Source organism: Natrialba asiatica DSM 12278 (assembly GCF_000337555.1).
GTDB classification, from domain to species: Archaea; Halobacteriota; Halobacteria; order Halobacteriales; family Natrialbaceae; genus Natrialba; species Natrialba asiatica.
In genome coordinates, this window is record NZ_AOIO01000017.1 from 71516 (window position 1) to 93394 (window position 21879).

The window sequence follows — 21879 nt, forward strand, 5'->3', positions numbered from 1 at the left end:
GTAGCGCAGGTCGTCCGCCCGTCGTCAGTTGTAAGAGCCGGCGTCGTCGGGATCGCCGACGAGCCAGTCGTCGTTCCAGGCGTCCTGGTCCTGGTAGTACTCCGCCGCACCGGGATGCCAGGGGTAGTCGCCGATCGCCGCCGACGTGAGTTCGTCGAGCGATTCGGGGGTGAATCGCGGTTCGGCGTCGCGAACGGCGTCTCCGTGTTCGTGTGCGATCCGCGTGAGTTCGTAGACGCGATCCGTGGACGTCTCGGGGTGAAACGTAAACGTCACTTCGAGGTCCCAGGAGACGATCCCGTCGGCACCGATGTCCTGTTGCCACTGGAAGTCTTCGACGACGTCGTCGTACTCCGAAAACCCGGCACCGGAGTACTCCTGGATCGCCTCGACGAGTTCGTCCGTGTGTTCGACGTATCGAACGTCGGTCCGACTGTCGTACTCGACGACGAAGCCGGTGTTGCCGACGCCGGGGGTGCCGTAGGCGATCGCGGCGTCGATCGTCCCCTCTTCCATCGCACCGGGGGCGTCGTCGACGCCCATGTCGACGATGTCCATCTCCTCGTAGACGTCCGCGACCTGGGGCATCTGCCAGACGTCGAGCGTCGTCGCGCGGGTCGAGTAGCCGGGCTCGGCCGGGTAGACGGTGGCACCCGCGAGATCGTCGAAGGTTTCGATGTCGGTGTCAGAACGGGCGACGACGTAAATGCTGTAGGGAAAGGCGAGAAACCCCTGCCAGGGGAGCGTCTCGACCGGACTGTCGGCGAACATATCCTCGCTGTTCATCGCTTTGGACATCGTGTTCGTGTCGACGATGCCGCCGTCGACCTGACCGTCGCTCATCCGGTTCGTCGTCCCGACGTAGCCCGGACTTTCGATCGTCGAGTACGCCACGTCCTCGCCGTGGTCGGAGACGGCCTGTTCGAACGCCAGTCCGACGTCCCACGTGCCGCCGGCGGACGCGCCCATTCGAACTGTATCTCCGCCCCCGCCGCCCAAACAGCCCGCCGCGCCGAGCGCACCGATCGCTGCACCTGTCTGTAGGACGCTCCGGCGGCTGACGTTACCAATAACCATGATGGGTCTACCATCGACTGGGTATCGTATATATTCTTTGGTGAGAGATAACGTACCACTGGAGCGAAAACCGAACTCGGTCAGCAAGCGGCGCTATCGCCCGAGGACGCTCGCAAGCGCCTCGTCGGACAGCACGGCCGAGAGCACCGGCTCCGTGTGCTCGCCGAGCCGCGGCGGTTCGTGTCCCGATCGCGTCGTCTTGCCGGTGAACTCGATCGGGCAGGTTGGGAACGGAAGGTCGACGCCGTCGATCGTCAGCTCGTCGAGCGTTCCGCTCGCCCGGAGGTGTTCGTCCTCGAAGACCTCGACGGTGTCCTGGACCGGCGCTCCCGGCAGGCCGCGCTCGCGGAACAGTTCGAACCACTCGTCGTTCGTTCGCTGCTCGAAGATCGGTTCGAGTGCAGCCGTCAGCGATTCGCGATGCTCGACGCGATCGTTGTTGGCCGCGTAGCGGTCGTCGGTCGCGAGTTCGGGGCGGTCGATGGCCTCACAGAACGCGGTCCAGGTGTCGTCGCTGCCGATGGCGACGGCGAACCAGCCGTCTGCGGTTTCGACGGTGCGGTAGGGTGCCAGCGAGGGGTGGACGGTGCCCCGTCGCGGGTACGGTTCCTCGGTGACGAACGTGCGCCCCGCCCGCTCGGTGAGCCAGGAGACGAGCCCTTCGAACATGGGCACGTCGATGTACTGGCTCTCGTCGTTGTAGAGTGCGGTCGTGATGCCGATGACGGCGTACATGCCGGCGCAGATGTCGCCGATCGGAATGCCGGGGCGGGCCGGCGGGCCGTCCGCTTGGCCGGTGATGCTCATGCTGCCGCCGAGCGCCTGGACGACCATGTCGAAGGCGGGCATGTCGCGGTAGGGTCCCTCGAGAAAGCCGGAGATAGAGCAGTAGACGAGTTCGTCGGTGACCTCGCGGAGGTCGTCGTAGTCGAGGCCCCACTTTGCCATCGTGCCGGGACGGTAGTTCTCGACGAGCACGTCGGCCGTCTCGGCGAGGCGTTCGAGGGCGGCGGCACCCTCCTCGGAGGCCAGGTTCAACTCAACGCTTCGCTTGCCGCGGTTGAGCGACGTGAAGTAGGCGGTGAGACCGGAGTCGCCGATTTCGGGACCGACGCTTCGCGTGATGTCGCCGCGGTCGGGCCGTTCGATCTTGACGACGTCCGCGCCCATATCCGCGAGCAGTTGCGTCGCGAAGGGTCCCGAAAGCATCTGCGTACAGTCGAGGACGCGAACGCCCTCGAGCGGGGCGTTCTCCGTCGGCGTCCCGGCCGGCGTCGACAGCGGGTCGGATGTCATGTCTCGAGTACCGTTCGCTCCCGTAATGAGCACTCCGTTCTCTCTCGCCTCGCCCGGCCCGCGGACGATCCCTGCAGCGTCGTCAGCCGAGATAGCGGACGAACCAGAGGGCAAGCATCGCGAACAGCGCCAGGGCGAGGACGACCTCGATGGCAGTGACGGCGGCGGGGACGTACGTCCGGATACCCGCCGCCGTCTCGTCGTAGCGCTCGTGGACGCGGCCGAGCGTCTCTACCACCCGCGTTCCGATCGTCTCGTCCGAAGCCATGCGTGATACACACTGACTACCGTGTTAAATCCACTCGTTTTGTCGTTTCAAAGCTGAACTCGTCGGCACCGCTGGAATCGACGCCCTAGAAGCCGGTGGTCCCGTCGAGCAGGTGTTCCTCGACGACGCGGTCGTCGAGTTCAACGCCGAGGCCCGGCGTCTCCGGAACCTCGATGGAGCCGTCCCGGATCAGCGGTTCATCGCGCTCGGTCAGATCGTCCCACCAGTCGACCTCGAGCGCGTGGAACTCGAGGACGTCGAAGTTGGGGATCACTGCGCCGAGGTGGACGCAGGCCATCGTCCCGACCGGGCTACAGACGTTGTGCGGTGAGATCGGGATGTAGTTTTCTTCGGCGCGGTCGGCGATACGCATCGTTTCGCCGAGGCCGCCGACGGTCGTCGGATCGGGCGTGACGATGTCGACGCCGTGGTCGTAGATGAGGCCCGAAAGTTCGTGGACGCGAAATCGGTTCTCGCCGGTGGCGACCGGCGTGCGCGTGGCCTTCGTGACTTCCTTCTGGGCGTCCATGTTTTCCGGCGGGACGAGGTCTTCGAGCCACATGAGGTCGTAGGGCTCGAGTTCGTAGGCGAGCCGTTTCGCGCTCTCGACGGAGTAGTCCCAGTGGCAGTCGAACGCGAGGTCGACGTCGTCGCCGATCTCCTCGCGGACGGCGGCGACGATCTCGCGTTTCTCCTCGATGGCGCCGTTCGTGAGTCGGCCGTTGAACGGGTCGGGATCGTTGTCTTGCTCGAGGTCGAGGTCGAATTTGAGAGCGCGAAAGCCCGTGTCGACGACGCGGCGGGCCTCGTTCGCGTAGGCCTCGGGCGAGTAGGCCTCGGCGTCCGCGTAGTCGGTGTAGCCGTCCTCGACGGCGTAGGCCTCGCCGGCGTGGCAGTCGCAGTAGATGCGGACCTCGTCGCGGAGTTTGCTGCCGAGCAACTGGTAGACCGGCAGGTCGAGGAGTTTCCCGGCGGCGTCCCAGAGGGCGATTTCGATGCCGGAGGCCGCGGTGACGACCTTGCCGGTCGTGCCGCCGTGGCCGGACATCTCCTGGATGATCCGTCTGTAGAGGCGCTGGACGTCGAGCGGGTTCTCGCCGAGCAGGAAGCGTTCGGCGTACTCGACGAGTTCGGGGACGCCGCCGCCGCGGTAGGCTTCGCCGATGCCGGTGACGCCGGCGTCGGTTTCGATCCTGATGAGGTTCCACTCGAAGTTGCCCTCGACGACGCAGGTGTCGATGGCGGTGATTTCGACGGTGCGGCTGTCGGCTCGGTTCTCGATCCGGTTGGAGAAGTCTTTCATGGTGTCGGTAAGTCGGTCGGTGACGAGTCGGAGTTCGGTTCGCCGGACGGATCGGGTATCGATTCGCTCGGGTGTGTTCCGCGTGCAGTGTCGGTGGTTGGAGGCTGGGCGTTCGTCTCATCGCTCGTATCGGAACCGCTCGATCGCACCCTCGTCCAATCGGACGCCGTGTCCCGGCTCCTCCGGCAGGGAAATCATGCCGTCGTCCGGGCGCAACGGCGCTTCGACGATGTCGTCGAAGACCTTCACGTCCATGTCCCGATAGAAGTACTCCACCCAGAGGGCGTTCTCGATCGAGCCGACCAGCGAGGCGTGAAGGTTCCAGTTGTAGTGAGGCGCGATCGGCACGTCGAGCGCCGCCGCGTGGTGGGCGATCTTGAGCCACTCCGTGATGCCGCCACAGACCGTCGCGTCCGGCTGGAGGATGGTCGCCGCGCCGTCGCTGTACAGCCGCTCGAAGTCGTAGCGCGGACCCTCGAGTTCACCCGTCGCGACCGGGTACGAGATCGCGTCGTTGACCGCGGTCATCGCCTCGGTGCTGTCGATCATGACCGGTTCTTCGATGAAGTACGGGTCGTAGGGTTCGAACGCGCGGCAGTTGCGGATGGCTTCCGTCGCGCTCGACCAGGCCCCGTTGGCGTCGAGCAACAGGGTGCGCTCGTCGCCGATTTCCTCGCGGACGGCCGCGACGCGATCGGCTTCCGCCTCGAGGGACCGCCGGCCGACCTTCATTTTGACGACGTCGTGGCCCTCGTCGACGTACCGGCGCATCTCCTCGCGCAGCCCCTCGTGGCCCTTGTCGTCGCGGTAGTAGCCGCCGCTGGCGTAGGACGGAACCGCGTCGGCGTGCCCGCCGAGGAGTTTGTACAGCGGCTGCTCGGCGATCTTCGCTTTCAGGTCCCACAGCGCGATATCGACGGTCGAAATCGCCCGCAGGAGGAGTCCTGAGCGGCCGATTTGAACGGTCCCGTCGTACATCTCGCGCCACAGTCGTTCGGTGTCTCGCGGGTCCTCCCCGACGAGCATCGGCTCGAGGAGCGACTCCACCGCCTGCGAGATCAGGTGCGCGCCCTCGTACCCGAGCGAGTAGCCGACGCCCTCGCGGCCGTCCGCGGTGCGAACGAACGTGATCGCGTGGTCGCGGGCGGTCAGCGTCCGGTTCGAGAAGGACACCGGCTCCGCCAGCGGGATCTCTACCGGAACGCTCTCGATTGCTGTGATCTCCACAGTCGATGCACGTCAAACGGTACCAAAAACCATTCACCATGCGGCAAGTGTCGCCTGTGGTTACGGTTCAGATTCAACCCTCCCCCCGCCGATCCCGTTTCACGCCGCGGAATCCCGTACGTGGCCGATAGTATATATACCACGATCGAAACAAGCCACTATGGAGTTCCCCGATCGGTGCGACCTCCAGGAACTGCTCGACCCGCAGCCGCTCCCGTCGTTCGCACGCGTTCGATACGACCCGGCCACTGCGACGCTCGACACCCCGCTCGAAACGGTCCGCGACGAGCTGGAGCGACTCCCGCTCGACGAACTCGAACCGGGCGCAACCGTGGCGGTCGGCCTCGGCAGCAGAGGGATTCACCGGATCGCGGACATCGCCGCGGAGACGGTTGCCACGCTCGACGAGCGGGGATTCGAGCCGATCATCGTTCCCGCGATGGGGAGCCACGGCGGCGCGACGCCCGAGGGCCAGCGCGAAATCCTCGCCGCGCTCGGGATCAGCGAGGAGCGCGTCGGTGCTCCCGTCGAAGCCACGATGGCCGTCGAGCAGGTCGACGAGGTCGCCGTCGGCGACACGGCCACACCGGTCTACTTCTCCGCCGCCGCACTCGAGGCGGACGCGGTACTGGTGATCAACCGGGTCAAACCGCACACGAACTTCACCGGCCGGATCGAAAGCGGGTGCTGCAAGATGCTCGCCGTCGGCCTCGGCAAACAGCGAGGCGCGCGGGCGTTTCACTCGACGGCGCTCGCGGAAGGCTACGTCCCCACCATCGAGGCGCTAACCGCCGCCATCCGCGACTCCACCCCGCTGCTCGGCGGCCTCGCGCTCGTCGAAAACTTCCACGAGGAACTCGGCCACATCGAGGCGATTCCGGCACTCGAACTCGAGACGCGCGAACCCGAACTGCTCGAGCGGGCGACCGCGGAGATGGCGACGCTGCCCGCCGACGACATCGACCTCCTCGTCGTCGACGAACTCGGGAAGGAGATCTCCGGCGCGGGCATGGACACGAACGTGATCGGCCGGTATCGAGTCATCAACGCGCCCGATCCCGACGAGCCCTCGATCGATCTCATCTACGCGCGCGGACTTACCGAGAAGACGAAGGGCAACGGCAACGGCATCGGCCTCGCGGACATCACGCGCCGGCGAGCGGTCGAGCAACTCGACCTTCAGAAAGTGTACGCGAACGCCTTGACCAGCGGCTCGCTCTCCAAGGCGAAACTCCCGCCCGTCGCACCGGACGACGAACTCGCGCTTCGGATCGCGCTGCCCGCCCTCGGCGGCTACGATCCCGCCACCGCCCGCATCGTCTGGATCGAGAACACGACCGCCCTCGCCGAGTTCCGCGTCTCCGAGGCGCTTGCCGCTGAACTCGAGAGCGACGACGAGATCACCGTGCTCGAGCGAGAACGGCTGCGATTCGGGGACGGTACGGCCGCGTTCGATGCCTGAGGCTACTCTACAATGTGGTCCGTTGCACTCGCGTCCGAGGCGTAGGTCACGTTCAGTTCGAGTTCGTTCGCGGCGGCGAGCATCATGCTCGGAACCTCGTCTTCGAACCACTCGCCGGTGAGGCGGTGTGAGGGGCCGGCGACGGCGAGTGCGCCGACGGCCCGGCCGTCGCGTTTGACCGGGACCGCGGTGCCGTTGAGGCCGTCGACGTGTTCCTCGCGGTTGAACGCGACGCCGCGCTCACGGACGGTTTCCAGTTCGTCGTAGAGCGCGTCGCGGTCGGTGATCGTGTTCGTCGCGTGGGCGGGCAGGCCCCACTGATCGAGGATGTCGTCGACGTGCTCGCGGGGGGAGTGTGCGAGGATCGCCTTGCCGGCGGAGGAGGAGTGGAGGTGGATCTGTCGGCCGACGCCGAAGCCGACGCGGACGGCCCGGCTACCGGTTTCGACGTGCAGGTAGATGCCGAGCCCGTGGTCTTCGACGACGAACTGGGCGCGTTCGCCGGTTTCCTCGGCGAGTTCCTGGATATGAGGCTTGGCCATCTCGTAGGCCGGATCGCGCGTCTGGGCGGCCCGGCCCAACCGCGCAAAGCGCAGGCCGATCTGATAGCGGTCGCCGTCGCGAGAGACGTATCGAAGGTCCGAAAGCGTCTGCAAGTGCCTGTGTGTCGTGCTTTCTGCCAGTCCGAGCCGATCCGCAATCGCGGAGAGGCGGGCGGGACCGAGTTCCTGCAGCGCGTGAATAATTTCGAAGCTGGTGTTCGTGGTCTGGATCGCGTCGGTGTCGTTCCGGTCCGCCATAGTGACTGTCGGTCGGACCGCTACTTAGTAGTTCCGCCCTGTGGAATCTATCGTGACCGAAGTGTAACGCTGCTGGTTCACCCGGATAGCGAGGATCCTGCGGTAGCGCGTCTGGTACAGCGGTTAGCCGGGGCTGTGACTGCAGACGGCGTCACGAAACGCTTCTATGGGCCGGAATTCAAGAATCGGACGAGGCGTGTCGTCGGTCGAACGGCGCTGTCACATTACAAGTGTACATATGTAATCTATTATCGAGTACTAAGCGGACGAAACCGCATGGCTGTGGAAAAGACGGTCGTTAGCCGTTGAAAGCCGAGGTACGTGTGGGCACAAGCTGATTCCGTAGCACGGAATCCAGCGGTTGCCGACGAAGTCTCGCCTCCCGTTGGGATTACCGCAACGGCAACCTTTTTCATGCTCTCCTTTGGCTTTACGGACGATATGGACCTACAGATCGACGGCAACGCGGCGCTGGTGACGGCCTCCTCGAGCGGCCTCGGAAAGGCGTCTGCGCGGGCGCTCGCCCGGGAGGGCGCAAACGTCGTCATCAACGGCCGCGACGCGGATCGACTCGCGGACGCGAAAGCCGATATCGAATCGGACGCGACCGGCGAGATCGTCACCCAGCAGGGCGATCTGACCGACGAGGACGACATCGAAGCGCTGGTCGAGACGACCGTCGACGAGTTCGGCGGCATCGACCACCTCGTGACGAGCGCCGGCGGCCCGCCGTCCGGTCCGTTCCTCGACACCGACGACGAGGACTGGTACCAGGCCTACGACCTGCTCGTCATGAGCGTCGTCCGCCTAGCTCGGGAGGCGGAACCGCACCTGCGCGAGAGCGACGCGGGAACCATCGTCAACATCACCTCCCGGAGCGTCAAAGAGGCGATCGACAGCCTCGTCCTATCGAACTCGGTTCGGATGAGCGTCATCGGCCTGGAGAAGACCCTCTCGCAGGAGTTCGCGCCCGACGTGCGGACGAACGCGGTGCTTCCCGGACCACACGAGACCGAGCGCATCGAAGAACTCGTCAATCAGGCCGTCGACCGCGGCGAGTACGACTCCTACGAAGCGGGGCTCGACGACTGGGCGAGCAACCCGCTCGAGCGCGTCGGCGATCCGATGGAACTGGGCAACACCGTCGCGTTCCTCTCCTCGCCGCTGTCGGGCTACATCAACGGCGAGAGCGTCCTCATCGACGGGGGGTCGACCGGAGCGAACCTATGAAACCGGTCCCGTTCGACGAGGCCGAGACCTACGAGCCCGACGACGGCTGGCGACGGGTCTCGATGGCCGGCAGCGACTCGTTCTCCTTCGAGTGGTTCGAAAAGCCGCCGGGCCACAGCTCGCCGATGCACGACCACGAGAACGAGCAGGTCTGTCTCTGTCTCGAGGGCGAGTTGACGGTCGCGACCGAGGACGACGAGATCACGCTCGAACGGTACGATTCCGTCTGGCTCGACGCCTGGGAGTCCCACCGCGTCGAGAACACCGGCGACGAACTCGCGGTCGGGCTGGACGTGTTCGCGCCCGGGCGCTCGTTCGACTTCTGGACGGATCGGGACGACTGACTTCCCATCGAGAGACCACGGATTCGGAGACACCCAATGAAGTACCTCGCACGCACCATCGACGGAACGCCGCTTCTCGGCGACGACGACGGCTACGTGCCACTGGCGGCGGCGATGCCCGAACTGACGGCCGTCAGGGACGCGCTGGCGCTTGCCGCCGCCGGAACACTGCCCGATCTCGACACCGTTCCGGCCGCGCGAATCGATCCGGCACACATCCAGTTCGGCCCGCCGCTCGCCGAGTTCGGCAAACTCTGGGGAATCGGCCTCAACTACGCCGACCACGCCGGCGACCTGGACGAACAGCGACCCGACGAACCGGCGAGTTTCATGAAACCCGAAAGCGCGCTCACCGGCCCGGGCGGCCCGATCAGACTGCCGCCGATCGAGCAGACAGACGGCGTCACCGCCGAAGCCGAACTCGCCGTACTCATCGGCCGCTCCTGCCGAAACATCGACATAGAGACCACTGCCGACGTGATTGCGGGCTATCTACCGGTTATCGACATGACCGCGGAGGACATCCTCCGTCGCAACCCGCGATTTCTCACCCGCGCCAAGAGCTTCGACTCGTTCCTCGTCGTCGGCCCGGCGATCGCCGTCCCCGAGGAACCGCTCGCACTCGAGGAGCTGACAGTCCGTACCATCGTCAACGAGCAAGTGGCGGCCGCAAACGAGATCCGAAACATGCTGTTCCCGCCGGCTGAACTCGTCTCGTTTCACAGCGACGTGATGACGCTCGAACCGGGCGATCTGATCAGCACCGGGACGCCCGGCGCGGAGCCGATCTCGCCCGGCGATCACGTCAGCGCCGCAGTGGAATCGATTGGCACCGTCGATGCTCCGGTCGTTCGCTGACGACGGCGGGGACGAGCACCGGACGCTTATCTGCCGTCGGAAACTGCGGGTGCGGAGCCGCTGACGACTCAGTCTTCGGTCTGCATCTGGGTGATGACGGGCCGATCCGCCGAAAGCAGGACCGACTGCGTGACGCTGCCGAACAGTACCTTCCCGGTCGGGCTCCGCTCGCGGCCGCACAGCACGATACTGTCGGCGTCGATCTCCGAGGCAACCTCGAGGATCGTCTCGGCCGGATCGCCGTGTTCCCGCCGCATTTCGATCGACATCCCCTCGTCTTCGAGTTCGGCGAGCGCGGTCTCGGCGTGCTGTGGGAAGGCCGTTTCGTCGTAGAGATTTTCCGAATTGACGCGGCCGCTGACGCCGGTCACGTCGAACTTCTCGAAGACGTTCAGAGCGACGACCTCGATGTCCGACGGATCGCCGGGGAGCGAGCGGAGAATCGAGATCGCCTGGTCCGTTCGTCGTTCGTTCCGGTTGACCGACAATAAAGCGCGATACATATCGTATCCCTCTTCGAGCGGCCCCTTAAGTGTCCTGGCGGGCCGTCGTCTCTCTTCGACGACTGATCGGTATCGGGACTGGTTACGACGGGGAGCAGCGACGGCGGAACCGGATTCGCCGTCCGCCGCGAGGGTATCAGTATCGATATTGATACTGCGCTGACAGTCCCGATGGATTTGACGTATAATGTTGTATATTGGAAATCAGATGTATCATCGAAAATCTCAAATATAGTGTTTGTACGGGATTTCCTCACCGTTCTCCAGAAGAACGGCGTATTCGTCATTTGAGGCCCTAGGAGGATGTTTGATATATCGGTACTCCGCTGCGTCGAATCGCATCTTCTTATTTAGAAAGACGCCCATCTGGGGATTCTATCGCCTGTAACGGTGGAACAGGTATTTATGTCCCTACTCTCCGTTCGAGTATTCTAAAGTTATTGTCTATTGTTTTGATTTGGTAGTCTCCGTTACAGTCGAACGCACAACCAGTCACTCGTCAGGAGCGAGTTCACCGGAGCCGAACTCGTGGTCGTAGGCGGTGAGTTCGAGCGTCGCCGGGTCGAGCGTGTAGTAGCGCTCCCAGGCGGGTGCGAGACTTACGACCCTGGAACCCGCAATTTCGGCTTCGCGGTGGGTGTGATGATGGCCGACCAGACAGAGGGTCGGCGAGAGCGCCTCGATCAGGTCGGTCACGTGCTCACAGCCCGGATCGTAGCCGTAGTACAGCAGGCCGGTCGGGGCCTCGTGAGCGAGCAGCACGTCGATATCCGACAGGTCGGCGGCCCGTTCGATATCTTCGTGGGTGAAGTGACGGCGGCGGTTTCCCTCGAGTTCAGCCCGTGCACAGTCGTACCTCGTCGGCGCGTAGTTGCCCGAGAGGCCGGCGACGCGACGGCCCTCGAGCGCCGCGACTGAACTCGCAAGGAGGTGTGCGTTGGTCGTTCCCGCCGGTCGGTTTCCGGTCCGGAGCGCCTCGATCACGTCGAGGTCCTCGTTGTTGCCGGCGATGAACCAGGTCGGTGCCGGGAGGTCGTAGTGTTCGAGGTCGCCGGCCTGGAGGACGTGATCGGGGTCGACCGTCCGATAGCACTCGAGCAGGGCCTCGCGGCGGGCCGGATCGGCGGCGTGGGCGTCACCGAGGACGAGCATGGGGGAGCGACGACCGCTGGGACCATAGTGTCCGTGGCGGCAGTCGTCGGGGTTCTCGGGGTGCTGGTCGGTTCAAGCCACCGACGAGAGCGATCCGTCGCGGGCCGTCATCGGACGGCCTTGGCCGCGTCGAACCTCTAGTCGTCTTCTATCCGAACGAGTTCATCGACGTCCGGAATGTCGGCTGCGGCGTCCGTGATCTGTTGCATTCGGTCCGTGTGCTTCTCGAGTGCGTAGGCGGCCAGCCTCCCGTTTTCGAGACCCACCTGCTCGCTCTCGTCGTCGGGCTGGAACCGCTCGTCCTCGGTGATCCCCTGGACGAGCGGCACGAGTTCGTCGACCGTCTCCTGGACGAGCGACGGGTCGACGCCGTCGGCGATGAGTTTCTTGAGCTGGTTCATACCGAAGCCGACGTGTCTGCCCTCGTCGCTGCGGATCTTGCTGAACCCTTCGACCAGTCCCGGAAGATGCGGCAGCGCGTCGAACTCGCCGCCGTAGGACGTTTGCATCCCGTAGTAGCCCGTCTGGGCGAGGATCCCCTCGACGGTGAGGTGGTAGTGACAGTACGCCTTCGCGCGGTTTTCGGGCGTGTCGTCCTCGAGCAGCCGGTACTGGGCCGCCCGGTTGCGATCGAACAGTTCGACGTAGGGCTCGTTGAACCACTTGTCCGCGCGAGGATTCGACCGATCCCAGCCGCGTTCGTCCTCGACGGTCCAGATGACCTCGCGCCAGTAGCGGTCGAAGAAGTCGGCGTGTTTGGCCTCCTCGTACAACTGCGTCGTCAGAAACAGCTGTTCGTCGAGGTCGTCGAGTACCGTTGCAAGCGGCGCGAGATCCTCCGTGACGGCGTCCTCGCCCGCCCCGAACTTCGCGATGCCGTTCAGCGTTCGCTCCCAGTCCGTCCGAGTGAACTCGTTTGCAGCGTCGATGTATGCGAGGAGATTCTCAACGTCTTCCTCGAGTTCGATTTCGCCGGGGTCCCAGTGGCGCTCGACCGCGTTACGATAGTAGCGGTTCGCTCGGGAATCCCGATCCATCAGCTCGGTGGGCGTGTACTCAGTTGCCATAGGCCACGGTATTCCGTACAACTATTAAAGACGAGTTCACGAGAAACTGATACCAACTGAACAGGTGTGGTTCGCGGTGTGTGGTTGGAGGAGCCGTCCGATGAGGCGAGAGCGGAGCAGGCGGCGGCTACGCGCGCTGGGATGGCGAGCCGATTTCGAAGATCTCCTCGTAGAGGGTGGCTGCGAGTTGGTCCATGTTCGCCGCCGCCTCGCTGGCGTCCATCGTATCGCCGACGCCCTGCCATTCAATCGAGAGGCGAGAGAGCGGAACGAGTGCGATGCCGCCGATCGTGATGGTTCCGTCGGAAGTGCGAACGGTCCACTCGGTTCGCATGCCGGTAGCGGATTTCGTGACGGTTTCGATCTCGCCGCCGGCCTCGGCCCAGCGTTCGACGAGGCCGTCGGTGATCCGTCGCAGTTTTCGTTCGCCGAGGACGTGCACGACGACGCCGGTGCCCGCGAGAAGGACGAACGCGGCAGCCGCGAACGGGACGCCGCCGTAGGGGACGTTCACCGACGCTGCGAGCCCTGCCGTCACGACGACGAGGCCGAGTACGCGAGCGTCGAGTGCGCTGGGGACCGTTCCGCCCCATCCGGTCTCCCGCGTCGACTGATCGAGTTGCATCTATGGGGCGTGGGTCCGCCGAACGGGTAGCCGTTTGCCTGCTCCATTGGTTACTTTATACGCGAGCCGGGAACGACACTACCCTGTCGCCCCGCTGCTGGCGTCGTGAGTCGATTGTGCGGTCCCTCGAAACGTCCTCTTACCGCCGGAAGTAGACACGGATAAAGCCGAAACCAGTGCAGTCGAGTTCTTATCCGACCGGCGGCCCGTGTTCGCTATCGAGCGTATGTCACGGTCACGAGAGTTCGCCGCCGATACGCGGTGGGGCTGGTGCTGTCCGCGCTGTGAGTCTGACGTGCCGGTGTGCGAGGATCCACAGTCGGAGACGTTCCGGTGGGAGTGTCCGGAGGAGTCGTGTCCGGCCGTCGGGTTCGGGTTCACGTCGCGACGGCGGGCGCGGATCGCACTGCGGGAGTATCGGGAGCGATATCAGGAGATATATCGATAATCGGGGCCCGATCTTGGCCGACGAGTGTCTCCTTCGCACCGGGGTCCGAACCGGCAGCGATCGCAGCCGCCGGTTCGGCGGGTTCAGTATCGGTCTCGGTCCCACCCCCGCCGTCCGCCGATTCCTCGATTACGTACCGCTGTCCCAGCATCGGGTCGAGGAGGCTATCGACCTCGCCGCGGTCGTCGCGGAGGACCGGCGCGTCGTCCGTATTCGGCTCGTCCAGTCTGTTATCGATTGCACCGCCGAGATCGACCCCCATCGTCTCGGCTCGCGCGTCGTTCCTGGCTTCGAGTTCGGACTCGTCGAACGCGGTGTCGTCGTTCGTCGCCACGATTTCGATGTTCTGGACGGCGTTCGAGTCCGACGTGCGGAAGCTGTAGGCGTCGGGGAAGGCTTCCTGTACCGTCCGGTACTGGGCGCGGTAGAACTCGGCGGCCGGTCCGTTCGGAGCCGAAATGACGTTCGCGTGGAAGCGGCCGTCGTCGGCCAGCCGATCCGAAACGAGTTCCATGAACTCGACGGTGGTCAGGTGGAAGGGGACCTGTTCTTTCTTGTAGGCGTCGAGGACGATCACGTCGTAGGTTTCGTCGGTTCGCTGGAGGAACTGTCTCCCGTCGGTCGCGTGGACGTTTATATCGTCGGACTGCTCGGGGTCTTCGAGGCCGAAGTACTCCTCCGCGGCATCGGTGACGGACGGATCGATTTCGACCACGTCGACCGTCGCGTTGTACCGGTCGGCGAAGTCCTGCGGCCCGGTGTAGCCGCCACCGCCGATGAACAGGACGCGGTCGACGTCCTCGACATCGTCGCTCATGAGCATCGGCAGGTGGAAGTACTTCGTGTAGGTGAAGACGTGTCGGTCAGGTTGGTCGAGGTCGAGCGCGCTGTGCTGTGCGCCGTCGAGGTACATCGTCCGCTCGCCGCCGTTATCGATGACCTCGAGTTGTTGGTACGGCGTCTGGGTCTCGTAGACGACCTCGCCCCGGTGGTCGATGTCGAAGAGGGCGGGACCGCCGGCGGCAGCGACGACGAGCACGAGCGCGACGAATACGCTGGCAGCGGTCGGCCTGCGCGGCAGTTCCGGAGCGACGAGGACGAGTGCGGTGCCGACGAGCATCAGACCGAACAGGAGGCCGATCCCGTCGATGCTCAGCGCCGGAATGAAGACGAACGTCGTCGCGCCCGAGCCCACGATGCTGCCGATCGTGCCGAGGGCGTAGACGTGGCCGGAGGCTTCCCCGGTGCCCTCCTTCTTCGAGAGTTCAGCCGCGTAGGGGCTGATGAACCCGAGGAGATAGGTCGGGGGGCCAAAGAGGATGATGACGGCCGGCAGGGACGCGTATCGCGCCGGGAGCGCGAGCGTCGAGGTGTACATGAGCAGAATATCGCTCGCGAAGACGACGACGCCGACGTACGCCGCGGTCGCGAGCATGAGCCAACTCATCTGGCGGTTCGTCGCGACCGCCGCGCGCTTGCCGCCCTGCCAGTAGCCGAGGCTCAACGCGGCGAGCAAGACGGTCAGGATCCCCCCAACCGTGTAGATGTGATTTCCGAACTCGGGAGCGAGCGTCCGCATGGCGAGCATCTCGAGACCCATACTGGTGACACCCGAGATGAAGACGGCGAGGTCGGGTTTGCTCGGCCGAACCGAGGAGAACGCGGGGACAGCCATTGCCGGGATTGTCGCGGTCGACCCGTGAGTACCTGTTGGCTTCGGCAGATCGATACCGGCGGTCTAGTCGCTCGGTTTCAGCGCCGATCGGCCGTCCCGATTCGATCTCTTCCCGTCCGTTCGTTTCGCCGAGAACCGTCACCGGCGAGTTCAGCCGCCCCACGAGTGCAACGGAGGAGACGTGTGAGTGCGCCCCTTTGTTGGTTCGGGTATCTGCCTCCGTCCACACATATTGAATTTCAGCAATCCATACCAAAAAGGACTAACTAGTTTAGCCGTGTTGCATCGGTATGACCAATTCGGGCGAACTGCCGCCGGTTGACGATCTCGATACCGTAATCCTTCTTTCGGCGGACTCGTTGCGTGCCGACCGCGTTCATGCGACCCGCAACGGCGAGCCGCTTACACCGACGCTGGACGAACTCGCGGCGGAAGCGCTCGAGTTCGAACCCGGCATCGCGCCCGGTCCGTCGACGCGCGACACGATTCCGTCGATGCTCACCGGAAAGTATCCATCCCAGTTCGACGAATACGGGTTGCCAGCGGGCGGTTCGCCGACGACGATCGCGGAGGAACTGTCGGACCGCGGCTTTGCCACCGCCGGACTCAGCCAGAACAACTTCACGGGGCGACGGTACAATATCGACCGCGGGTTCGACTACTTCGACGACGTGAGTGCGGAAGCGCGAAAGGAAAACGACGGCGGTGCGTGGCGGCTATACGTCCGTAATCTGATCGAGGACACGCCGCTCATGGATGCCGCTTCGCACGCGAACAATCTCGCGATGGAGCACCTCGGAAAAAGCCTCTTTCACAGGGACGACGGCGCTGACGTCATCACCGATAGAGCGCTCGATTGGATGGCGGAAACGGACGGTAAACGGTTCCTGTGGGTCCATTACATGGATACCCATCATCCGTACCTCTCGCCGAAACGGATCCAGAAACAGTACGGGCGCGTCTTTTCGCCGAAGAAGATCAAACAACTCTCGCAGAAAACACGGAGTGCGCAGGACGAAATCACCGACGCGGACGTACCCGATATGGAGTACGTCTACGACTGCTCCGTCCGCTACGTCGACGAGCAAATCGGCCGTCTTTTCGACCACCTTCGTTCGGAAGGCGAGTTCGAGAACTCGCTTATTATCGTAACCGGGGATCACGGCGAAGGGTTCGGCGAGTTCGGAAAATTCGGCCACGCACACGAACTGTGGGATACGCTCGTTGCTGTCCCGCTCATCGTCCGTCACCCCCACGGGCCGACCCGAACCGTCGATGGCCAAGCGCCGCTTCGGCTACTGAAAGAATCTATCGTGGACGGAAGCGGACTGTTCGAGCTTTCGGACGGGGGTGCCGACTCTGTTTACACGGAAGTCCCGGACTACCGGGAAGACATCAAGGGCGTCCGCGGAACGGAGTACAAACTGATCGATACCGGAGACGAGCGGATCGCGACTCGGATCGACGACGGCGACGGCGACGGCGACGAAGAGGTGATTCCCGTCTCGGAGATACCGGAGTCGAAACGCGAGCGGTTAGCCGCGGAATTGGATCGCGAGTTCGAACCCGTGCAGGTCGCGTCGGACGTCGAACGGCGCGAGTTCAAGAAGGACCTGGCCGCGTTAGGCTATCTCGACGAGTGAGGCGATCTGCGGTACCGATTTCCCGGCGCACTCGCAGGCGGGTTGCGGTCTCCAGAACCGGTTTCCAGCGGTCCGGATGGGACGGCGCTCGTCGCTGCACCAGGTGCCCTCGTCGCACTCGTACCGCGTTCTCTCGATGAACCGATCTCGGACCTCGGGCGTCGCTTCGACTGTCGGCAGCAGACGGACGCGTTCAGTCTACGGGCGCGTCATCACGTGCGTGAGAACGAACAGTCCGACCGCGACGACGGCAACGGTAGCGAGGCTGAACTCGATCATCCCGATCGCGTCTGCACCCCAGACGAGCCACCAGGCGAACAGACCCGAGAGGACGGCGTTCAACACAACGAGCAGGCGCGGATCGCCGCTCGAGGATTCGAGTCCGTCGCGAAATCCGTCACGGCTACTCTCCGAGTCGGGATCGCTACCCATAGCGCGATAGGGGCACGTCACTCACTTAGCCGTTTCCGTGCTGGCGGTTCGGATCCGCCGCCGCGGTCGGACGGAGTGTCCGATCACTGACTTCGGCGACGGTCGGTGGCCTGTTGAATCGCAAGCGGGCGGTCGGCACATGCGACGGTGGTCAGGACGAACAGGGCTGTGACGATGGTGCCGAGAGCGAGCCCGGAGATCGGGAGGAAACCGAACGCGGCCGCAAGTAACAGGCCGACGCTCGCTGTCGCGGTGGCGACGTAGTACGTTTCGTCAGTCATAACCGGACCGCCGAAACGACCGAGCAGCGATTGGTCGGTTTCGTCGTCGCCAGTCATCGAATTGGGCGTCGTGACTTCGAGATACGGTCTGAAGATCTCGAGGTGATCCCCGGGATTGACGATGCCGCGTGACTTGTTGTAGTCGATAACGCCGGCCTTATCGAGTTTCGGCAAATGCGACTGGTAAAGCGGGATGTAGACCCGTTGGCGCTGTGTCGAGGACAGTTTGGCGACCGTCGTCTCGTGCTCGCGAGCGGCGACGTGCTCCGCAAGATTTCCCATCTTGACGGACCCGTCCGCCGTGAGCATATACCGAATCGCCTCGCGTCTCCGCGAGGTCTGAAGGATATGAAAGACATCGTCATCGGAGAGTGTCGTCGATTCGTCGCGCGAGCGGTCGCTCGCCGATGCATTCGCTGCGGCCGCGGAGGGGGTCGGGCGGTCGGTGGTGCTCATACTACTCACTCAGGTGAGTGAACTACGCCCTCCTAAACGTTATTGTATATCGTGTCGGCACAAACAGTAAAATAGCTATTACGTTTCAATTCAGGGACGGTCTCCATTAAGCACTCATTAGGCAGTTAGTAGTCGTTTACCGGACAATCTCGGCATCTAATAACCACCTAATAGAGTTCTAATACGCCGCTATATATCGAGCAAAATACGACATTCGTCATAAAATGAAAGTACAGTATTGGAGTCTTTCTGCTCGCTCTAAAAGAGCGGCTATTCCCGCCGTAAAACGGTTTCTTCCCCGGGTTCTACCGGAAACGAGTTCTCGGGAGCGAACTCGTCACGGTCCCGCTCGATCTCGGTGACGAGACTGTCCGTTAGCCGCGCGCGCAGTCGCGATTCAACGCCGTCGATTTCAGCGTCGAAATCGTTGTGCTCGCCGGTATCGTCGTGCGCCGTCGCGATAACCACGAGTTCGGTCTGCCGGTCGCCGAACTCGTCGTGCCACTCGAGGTCGGGACGGTTCGAACGGTAGAGGTCGCGTTCGAGCGCCGGAAGGGTGGCGATCCAGGGGCCGGTTGCAGTCAGCCGAACGGACGGGCCGGCCTGGGAGAGGGAGAGTTGCATGTCGGTGCCGGCGACCCAGACGGTGCCTTTGGAGCGAACGACGGCAGCGGGCAGCTCACGGAGAAGGGCGGCGAATCGGTCCGGGTGGAAGGGCCGGCGTGCGCGGAAGACGAACGAGTCGACGCCGTAGGCTTCGGATGGGTGGCGATGGGTGTGGTCGACATCGCGGTCGTGATCGGAATCCTGGCCCCGTCCCCGACCGTGGTCCTGCCGGTCCCGACCCCGCTGCGCATCGGCTCTCGGATCGAATCGGTCCACGCCGAGCACTCGATCGGGATCGACCGCGCTGAACTCGGTGTGGATCGTCTCGGCGGTCGGCCGAAGTGCGTCGAGAAGCGCGCCCGTTTCGGCGAGTTCGGCCGGCTCACAGCGGTCGGTCTTGTTGCAAAGAATCAGGTTGGCGGCCTCGAGTTGTTCGATCAGGAGGTCCGAGAGCGGGCGGTCGGATTCCGCGGCCGGGTCGGTCCGTCGTTCCGGTACCGCTTCCCCCGCGAAGGTGTCGATGAACAGCGGCGTGTCGAGGACGGTAACGATCGCATCGACGTCGTAGCGAGCGGCGACGCGCGAGGTCGTGGTAAAGAGGCGAGCAACGGGTTCCGGCTCGGAGATGCCGGAGGACTCGACGACGAGGTGATCGAACTCGTAGGAGCGAGCCAGTCGGACGACGGCGGTTTCGAGGTCGTCTTGCAGTTCACAGCAGAGACAGCCGTTCGAGAGTTCGGCGATGCCGTCGTCGACATCGAGTTCCGACCCGTCGGCGACGAGTTCGGCGTCGACGTTTACCTCGCCCATATCGTTGATCAGAACGGCGAGATCGCGGCCGTCGGCGTGTTGGAGCAGGTGATTGAGCAGCGTCGTCTTACCGGCTCCGAGGCTGCCGGCGAGAATCGTGACGGGAGTCGTCGAAGCCATGGGAAGCAATTGTAGCGAAGGAATAAGAACCATCGTTTATCACGGACGTATCCATGGAGACGAAAGTAATGAAAACCTATATTTGAAAGCGAAAATAATGGGTGCCTGATGACAGAGTGTCCCCGCCGTCCCGTCCTGAGTGGTATTGGCACTGCGATGACCGTCGCCCTCACTGGCACCGCGGCCGCAGACGATACGTCTGCCGAGACGAGCCAGTCCGAGTCGTTTGACGACCTCTATGCGTTCTTGCCAGCAACCCTTGCTGAGCAGGAGTCACTGTCCGTCTCCGCCATCGATTACGACCGGATGCGCCAGGCGAACGATCCGGCCACTATTATGCCTGCGGGCGGGCCGTTCGATCTCGACGCCGACGCCGTTTCGAAAAGCGTCCGCGTCTTCTCTCGAGACCAGTCGTTCTCACAGCCGCTACAGGTCTTCACTGGCGACATTGAACTCGAGGGTACGGCCGACACGCGTGAGACCGCCGGGATCGAATACGACTACTACACCCAGAGCGACCGGGATGTCGTCGCTGGAGTCACCGATGATGCGCTCGTCCTCTCGACCACCCGGGGGACGATCGAGCAGGCACTCGCCGCCGCTGCGGGCGAGACCGATCGCCTCCTCGATGCGGCACCAGCCATCGACGATGGGTTCGAGGCCGTCAGTGAGGCCGATACGAAGGCCGTCATGACGGGAACGCGGCAGTCGCTATCAGTCGACCTCGATGGCGATATCCGGTACGTCAGTCACGCTCAGACCGTCCAAGGTCCGGACACGCTCACGGTTACACAAGTCATCGAGTTCACCGACGAGTCCGACATCACGGACGAACTGCTCGAGACGATCGAGGCCGATCTGGCGTACGTGTCGACGGCCGAGGAGCCGTCTGCCGAGGTGGACGGCTCGGTCGTCACGATTACCGTCGACCGCGATCTTGCTGCCGAGCGGGCCGTCCGAGAACACGAGAGTCCAGGCTCGCTCCGGGCCGAACGTGATATCGATCTCGATGCCGAGTACCTCGAGATCGAACTCCGCCGCGGTGATCCGACCCCGGTCGAAGATCTGACGCTCGAACTCGATGACGAGGAGTACGACCGCGACATCTGGGCCGATGGACACGGAACCCTCGAAGCGGGCGATACCATCCGGATCAAGATGGACGATGTCGAACCGAACCTCTCGCTTAGATTGCGTCACGATCACGAACTCGGGAATAGTTCGAGTGGCACGTCGATTCTCTCTCACTTCCAGTTCACGTCGACGTACGATATTGATAGCGGAACGCTCAGTATCGAGTACGCCGACGAGTACCCGCTTGACGGAGACAACGTCTTCCTCGCAGCGTACGACGAACGACCGTACTACCGGCCAGACGAAAGCGCGCCGGAGCCTAAGACGACTGCCCAGCCCTGGGAGGGCAAAACCCTTGCCAGTGGCGACGAGGCGACGCTCGAGGACATCGCCCCCGGCGATACGATACTCGTCTGCTGGAAGGGAACGGACTACGAGGACAGCATCAGTCGAGCGCAGGCCGAGCCCCCGGGGATCGCTCGGTTCGAGTACGACTACGAGAGCAAGACGGTCTCGGCGTCCCTCGAGTTCGGCGATACTCGGCCCCAGCCACGCATCGCCGAGGTGTCGGAGGCCGAAACAGAGCCGTCGACTGACGAAATTGAACGCGATGCGACGGAGTACGAACTCCGCATCGACGACGAGCCCGCCGGCACGCAGTGGTCCGACGAGTTCGACACCGTCAGTTCGGGTGCGACGATCGAGATTGCGGATATTCCGGTCGGTTCGGATGTCACGGTCGTCTGGGCGGCAACCGGCACCCGCATCGGCGGCACGCGAACACAGCCCCAGGTCGATCTCGAATACGACGACGGGACGATCACACACGTCGGTGGGGATGCACTGTCCGCAACCGATCTCACGCTCCGGCTCTCGACGGAGACAGACCGCTTCACAATCGAACTCGAAGACGTCATTTCGGGAACGTTCGAGGAGGGAGATTCGTTCGAGATCACTGCAGAAACCGTCGGATCGGACGACGAAATCGGGGCGGTCCGGTACGCCCACCTTCTGTACGGTAAACAGGACCAGTACCACGTCGGGTACGTGTCTCTTGACCGGTAGCTGATCGCCGGACACTCGGGGCGATAGCTTTTAGTCACTCGCCCCAAGCATGACCGA

The 21879-nt window shown here is 63.8% G+C and carries 21 protein-coding genes; 7 read left to right on the forward strand and 14 right to left on the reverse strand.

Translation table 11 applies throughout. The features are described from left to right. Positions 1 to 24: 24 nt before the first annotated feature. The 5 genes from C481_RS05410 to C481_RS05430 all read right to left on the reverse strand — a co-directional run bounded on the left by C481_RS05410 (position 25) and on the right by C481_RS05430 (position 5171). The gene (locus C481_RS05410) at positions 25 to 1077 is read right to left on the reverse strand and encodes a TAXI family TRAP transporter solute-binding subunit (protein ID WP_006108115.1); all 1053 of its coding nucleotides are present in this window, start codon (positions 1075 to 1077) and stop codon (positions 25 to 27) included. Between the two features lie 93 nt (positions 1078 to 1170). Continuing rightward, the gene (locus C481_RS05415) at positions 1171 to 2373 is read right to left on the reverse strand and encodes a CaiB/BaiF CoA transferase family protein (RefSeq protein ID WP_006108116.1); all 1203 of its coding nucleotides are present in this window, start codon (positions 2371 to 2373) and stop codon (positions 1171 to 1173) included. An 82-nt stretch (positions 2374 to 2455) separates the two neighbouring features. Further along, entirely contained in the window at positions 2456 to 2641 is a 186-nt protein-coding gene (locus C481_RS05420; protein WP_006108117.1) for a hypothetical protein, read from the reverse strand. Between the two features lie 85 nt (positions 2642 to 2726). Beyond that, positions 2727 to 3944, reverse strand: a complete 1218-nt coding sequence (locus C481_RS05425; RefSeq protein WP_006108118.1) for a mandelate racemase/muconate lactonizing enzyme family protein — start codon at positions 3942 to 3944, stop codon at positions 2727 to 2729. Positions 3945 to 4061: 117 nt separating this feature from the next. Further along, a complete protein-coding gene (locus C481_RS05430) occupies positions 4062 to 5171 on the reverse strand; it encodes a mandelate racemase/muconate lactonizing enzyme family protein (RefSeq protein WP_006108119.1) in 1110 nt (369 codons plus the stop codon). A gap of 160 nt (positions 5172 to 5331) precedes the next feature. Here C481_RS05430 and C481_RS05435 point away from each other — a divergent pair, with 160 nt between their 5' ends. After that, complete coding sequence (locus C481_RS05435) at positions 5332 to 6633, forward strand: DUF362 domain-containing protein (RefSeq protein WP_006108120.1); 1302 nt, start codon at positions 5332 to 5334, stop codon at positions 6631 to 6633. A gap of 2 nt (positions 6634 to 6635) precedes the next feature. Here the strand turns inward: C481_RS05435 and C481_RS05440 are convergent, their stop codons facing one another. Continuing rightward, positions 6636 to 7433: an IclR family transcriptional regulator gene (locus tag C481_RS05440; protein WP_006108121.1), complete on the reverse strand. Its 798-nt coding sequence runs from the start codon at positions 7431 to 7433 to the stop codon at positions 6636 to 6638. 441 nt (positions 7434 to 7874) lie between these two features. Between C481_RS05440 and C481_RS05445 the strand changes: the two genes are divergently transcribed. Genes C481_RS05445 through C481_RS05455 form a run of 3 tightly spaced genes read left to right on the forward strand, consistent with a single transcriptional unit; the run spans position 7875 to position 9865 of the window. Next, positions 7875 to 8663 (forward strand): SDR family oxidoreductase, encoded by a 789-nt coding sequence (locus tag C481_RS05445; protein WP_006108122.1) that lies wholly within the window; start codon positions 7875 to 7877, stop codon positions 8661 to 8663. Continuing rightward, positions 8660 to 9007: a cupin domain-containing protein gene (locus C481_RS05450; RefSeq protein WP_006108123.1), complete on the forward strand. Its 348-nt coding sequence runs from the start codon at positions 8660 to 8662 to the stop codon at positions 9005 to 9007. The genes C481_RS05445 and C481_RS05450 overlap by 4 nt, the downstream gene beginning before the upstream one ends. A gap of 36 nt (positions 9008 to 9043) precedes the next feature. After that, the gene (locus C481_RS05455; RefSeq protein ID WP_006108124.1) at positions 9044 to 9865 is read left to right on the forward strand and encodes a fumarylacetoacetate hydrolase family protein; all 822 of its coding nucleotides are present in this window, start codon (positions 9044 to 9046) and stop codon (positions 9863 to 9865) included. A 68-nt stretch (positions 9866 to 9933) separates the two neighbouring features. Here C481_RS05455 and C481_RS05460 read toward each other — a convergent pair whose 3' ends face one another. The 4 genes from C481_RS05460 to C481_RS05475 form a co-directional block, all read right to left on the reverse strand. After that, positions 9934 to 10368, reverse strand: a complete 435-nt coding sequence (locus C481_RS05460; RefSeq protein WP_049904449.1) for a universal stress protein — start codon at positions 10366 to 10368, stop codon at positions 9934 to 9936. A 492-nt stretch (positions 10369 to 10860) separates the two neighbouring features. Next, on the reverse strand, positions 10861 to 11520 hold the full coding sequence (locus tag C481_RS05465; RefSeq protein ID WP_006108126.1) for a metallophosphoesterase family protein: 660 nt from the start codon (positions 11518 to 11520) through the stop codon (positions 10861 to 10863). 137 nt (positions 11521 to 11657) lie between these two features. Then, entirely contained in the window at positions 11658 to 12587 is a 930-nt protein-coding gene (locus C481_RS05470; protein WP_006108127.1) for a ferritin family protein, read from the reverse strand. A gap of 127 nt (positions 12588 to 12714) precedes the next feature. Beyond that, positions 12715 to 13212: a hypothetical protein gene (locus tag C481_RS05475; protein ID WP_006108128.1), complete on the reverse strand. Its 498-nt coding sequence runs from the start codon at positions 13210 to 13212 to the stop codon at positions 12715 to 12717. 226 nt (positions 13213 to 13438) lie between these two features. Between C481_RS05475 and C481_RS22625 the strand changes: the two genes are divergently transcribed. Continuing rightward, entirely contained in the window at positions 13439 to 13660 is a 222-nt protein-coding gene (locus C481_RS22625; protein WP_083860896.1) for a hypothetical protein, read from the forward strand. Here C481_RS22625 and C481_RS05480 read toward each other — a convergent pair. Continuing rightward, positions 13590 to 15335: a spermidine synthase gene (locus tag C481_RS05480; RefSeq protein WP_006108129.1), complete on the reverse strand. Its 1746-nt coding sequence runs from the start codon at positions 15333 to 15335 to the stop codon at positions 13590 to 13592. The two genes, C481_RS22625 and C481_RS05480, sit on opposite strands and share 71 nt — an antisense overlap. 290 nt (positions 15336 to 15625) lie before the next feature. Here C481_RS05480 and C481_RS05485 point away from each other — a divergent pair, with 290 nt between their 5' ends. Then, a complete protein-coding gene (locus C481_RS05485; protein ID WP_006108130.1) occupies positions 15626 to 16978 on the forward strand; it encodes a sulfatase in 1353 nt (450 codons plus the stop codon). A 198-nt stretch (positions 16979 to 17176) separates the two neighbouring features. Here C481_RS05485 and C481_RS05490 read toward each other — a convergent pair whose 3' ends face one another. The 3 genes from C481_RS05490 to C481_RS05500 all read right to left on the reverse strand — a co-directional run bounded on the left by C481_RS05490 (position 17177) and on the right by C481_RS05500 (position 19683). Then, a complete protein-coding gene (locus C481_RS05490; RefSeq protein WP_006108131.1) occupies positions 17177 to 17410 on the reverse strand; it encodes a hypothetical protein in 234 nt (77 codons plus the stop codon). A gap of 83 nt (positions 17411 to 17493) precedes the next feature. Next, entirely contained in the window at positions 17494 to 18147 is a 654-nt protein-coding gene (locus C481_RS05495) for a DUF7344 domain-containing protein (protein WP_006108132.1), read from the reverse strand. Between the two features lie 270 nt (positions 18148 to 18417). Further along, the gene (locus C481_RS05500) at positions 18418 to 19683 is read right to left on the reverse strand and encodes a CobW family GTP-binding protein (RefSeq protein ID WP_006108133.1); all 1266 of its coding nucleotides are present in this window, start codon (positions 19681 to 19683) and stop codon (positions 18418 to 18420) included. A gap of 108 nt (positions 19684 to 19791) precedes the next feature. On the opposite strand from C481_RS05500, the gene C481_RS05505 reads away from it, so the two are divergent. Next, a complete protein-coding gene (locus C481_RS05505; RefSeq protein WP_152422156.1) occupies positions 19792 to 21822 on the forward strand; it encodes a hypothetical protein in 2031 nt (676 codons plus the stop codon). The last annotated feature ends 57 nt before the right edge of the window (positions 21823 to 21879 follow it).

What these genes read in the sequence shown, in the direction of transcription:
- C481_RS05410 (WP_006108115.1), bottom strand. Translation starts at nt 1,077, where the DNA reads ATGGTTATTGGTAACGTCAGCCGCCGGAGCGTCCTACAGACAGGTGCA.
- C481_RS05415 (WP_006108116.1), bottom strand. Translation starts at nt 2,373, where the DNA reads ATGACATCCGACCCGCTGTCGACGCCGGCCGGGACGCCGACGGAGAAC.
- C481_RS05420 (WP_006108117.1), bottom strand. Translation starts at nt 2,641, where the DNA reads ATGGCTTCGGACGAGACGATCGGAACGCGGGTGGTAGAGACGCTCGGC.
- C481_RS05425 (WP_006108118.1), bottom strand. Translation starts at nt 3,944, where the DNA reads ATGAAAGACTTCTCCAACCGGATCGAGAACCGAGCCGACAGCCGCACC.
- C481_RS05435 (WP_006108120.1), top strand. Translation starts at nt 5,332, where the DNA reads ATGGAGTTCCCCGATCGGTGCGACCTCCAGGAACTGCTCGACCCGCAG.
- C481_RS05440 (WP_006108121.1), bottom strand. Translation starts at nt 7,433, where the DNA reads ATGGCGGACCGGAACGACACCGACGCGATCCAGACCACGAACACCAGC.
- C481_RS05445 (WP_006108122.1), top strand. Translation starts at nt 7,875, where the DNA reads ATGGACCTACAGATCGACGGCAACGCGGCGCTGGTGACGGCCTCCTCG.
- C481_RS05450 (WP_006108123.1), top strand. Translation starts at nt 8,660, where the DNA reads ATGAAACCGGTCCCGTTCGACGAGGCCGAGACCTACGAGCCCGACGAC.
- C481_RS05455 (WP_006108124.1), top strand. Translation starts at nt 9,044, where the DNA reads ATGAAGTACCTCGCACGCACCATCGACGGAACGCCGCTTCTCGGCGAC.
- C481_RS05460 (WP_049904449.1), bottom strand. Translation starts at nt 10,368, where the DNA reads ATGTATCGCGCTTTATTGTCGGTCAACCGGAACGAACGACGAACGGAC.
- C481_RS05465 (WP_006108126.1), bottom strand. Translation starts at nt 11,520, where the DNA reads ATGCTCGTCCTCGGTGACGCCCACGCCGCCGATCCGGCCCGCCGCGAG.
- C481_RS05470 (WP_006108127.1), bottom strand. Translation starts at nt 12,587, where the DNA reads ATGGCAACTGAGTACACGCCCACCGAGCTGATGGATCGGGATTCCCGA.
- C481_RS05475 (WP_006108128.1), bottom strand. Translation starts at nt 13,212, where the DNA reads ATGCAACTCGATCAGTCGACGCGGGAGACCGGATGGGGCGGAACGGTC.
- C481_RS22625 (WP_083860896.1), top strand. Translation starts at nt 13,439, where the DNA reads ATGTCACGGTCACGAGAGTTCGCCGCCGATACGCGGTGGGGCTGGTGC.
- C481_RS05480 (WP_006108129.1), bottom strand. Translation starts at nt 15,335, where the DNA reads ATGGCTGTCCCCGCGTTCTCCTCGGTTCGGCCGAGCAAACCCGACCTC.
- C481_RS05485 (WP_006108130.1), top strand. Translation starts at nt 15,626, where the DNA reads ATGACCAATTCGGGCGAACTGCCGCCGGTTGACGATCTCGATACCGTA.
- C481_RS05490 (WP_006108131.1), bottom strand. Translation starts at nt 17,410, where the DNA reads ATGGGTAGCGATCCCGACTCGGAGAGTAGCCGTGACGGATTTCGCGAC.
- C481_RS05495 (WP_006108132.1), bottom strand. Translation starts at nt 18,147, where the DNA reads ATGAGCACCACCGACCGCCCGACCCCCTCCGCGGCCGCAGCGAATGCA.
- C481_RS05500 (WP_006108133.1), bottom strand. Translation starts at nt 19,683, where the DNA reads ATGGCTTCGACGACTCCCGTCACGATTCTCGCCGGCAGCCTCGGAGCC.
- C481_RS05505 (WP_152422156.1), top strand. Translation starts at nt 19,792, where the DNA reads ATGACAGAGTGTCCCCGCCGTCCCGTCCTGAGTGGTATTGGCACTGCG.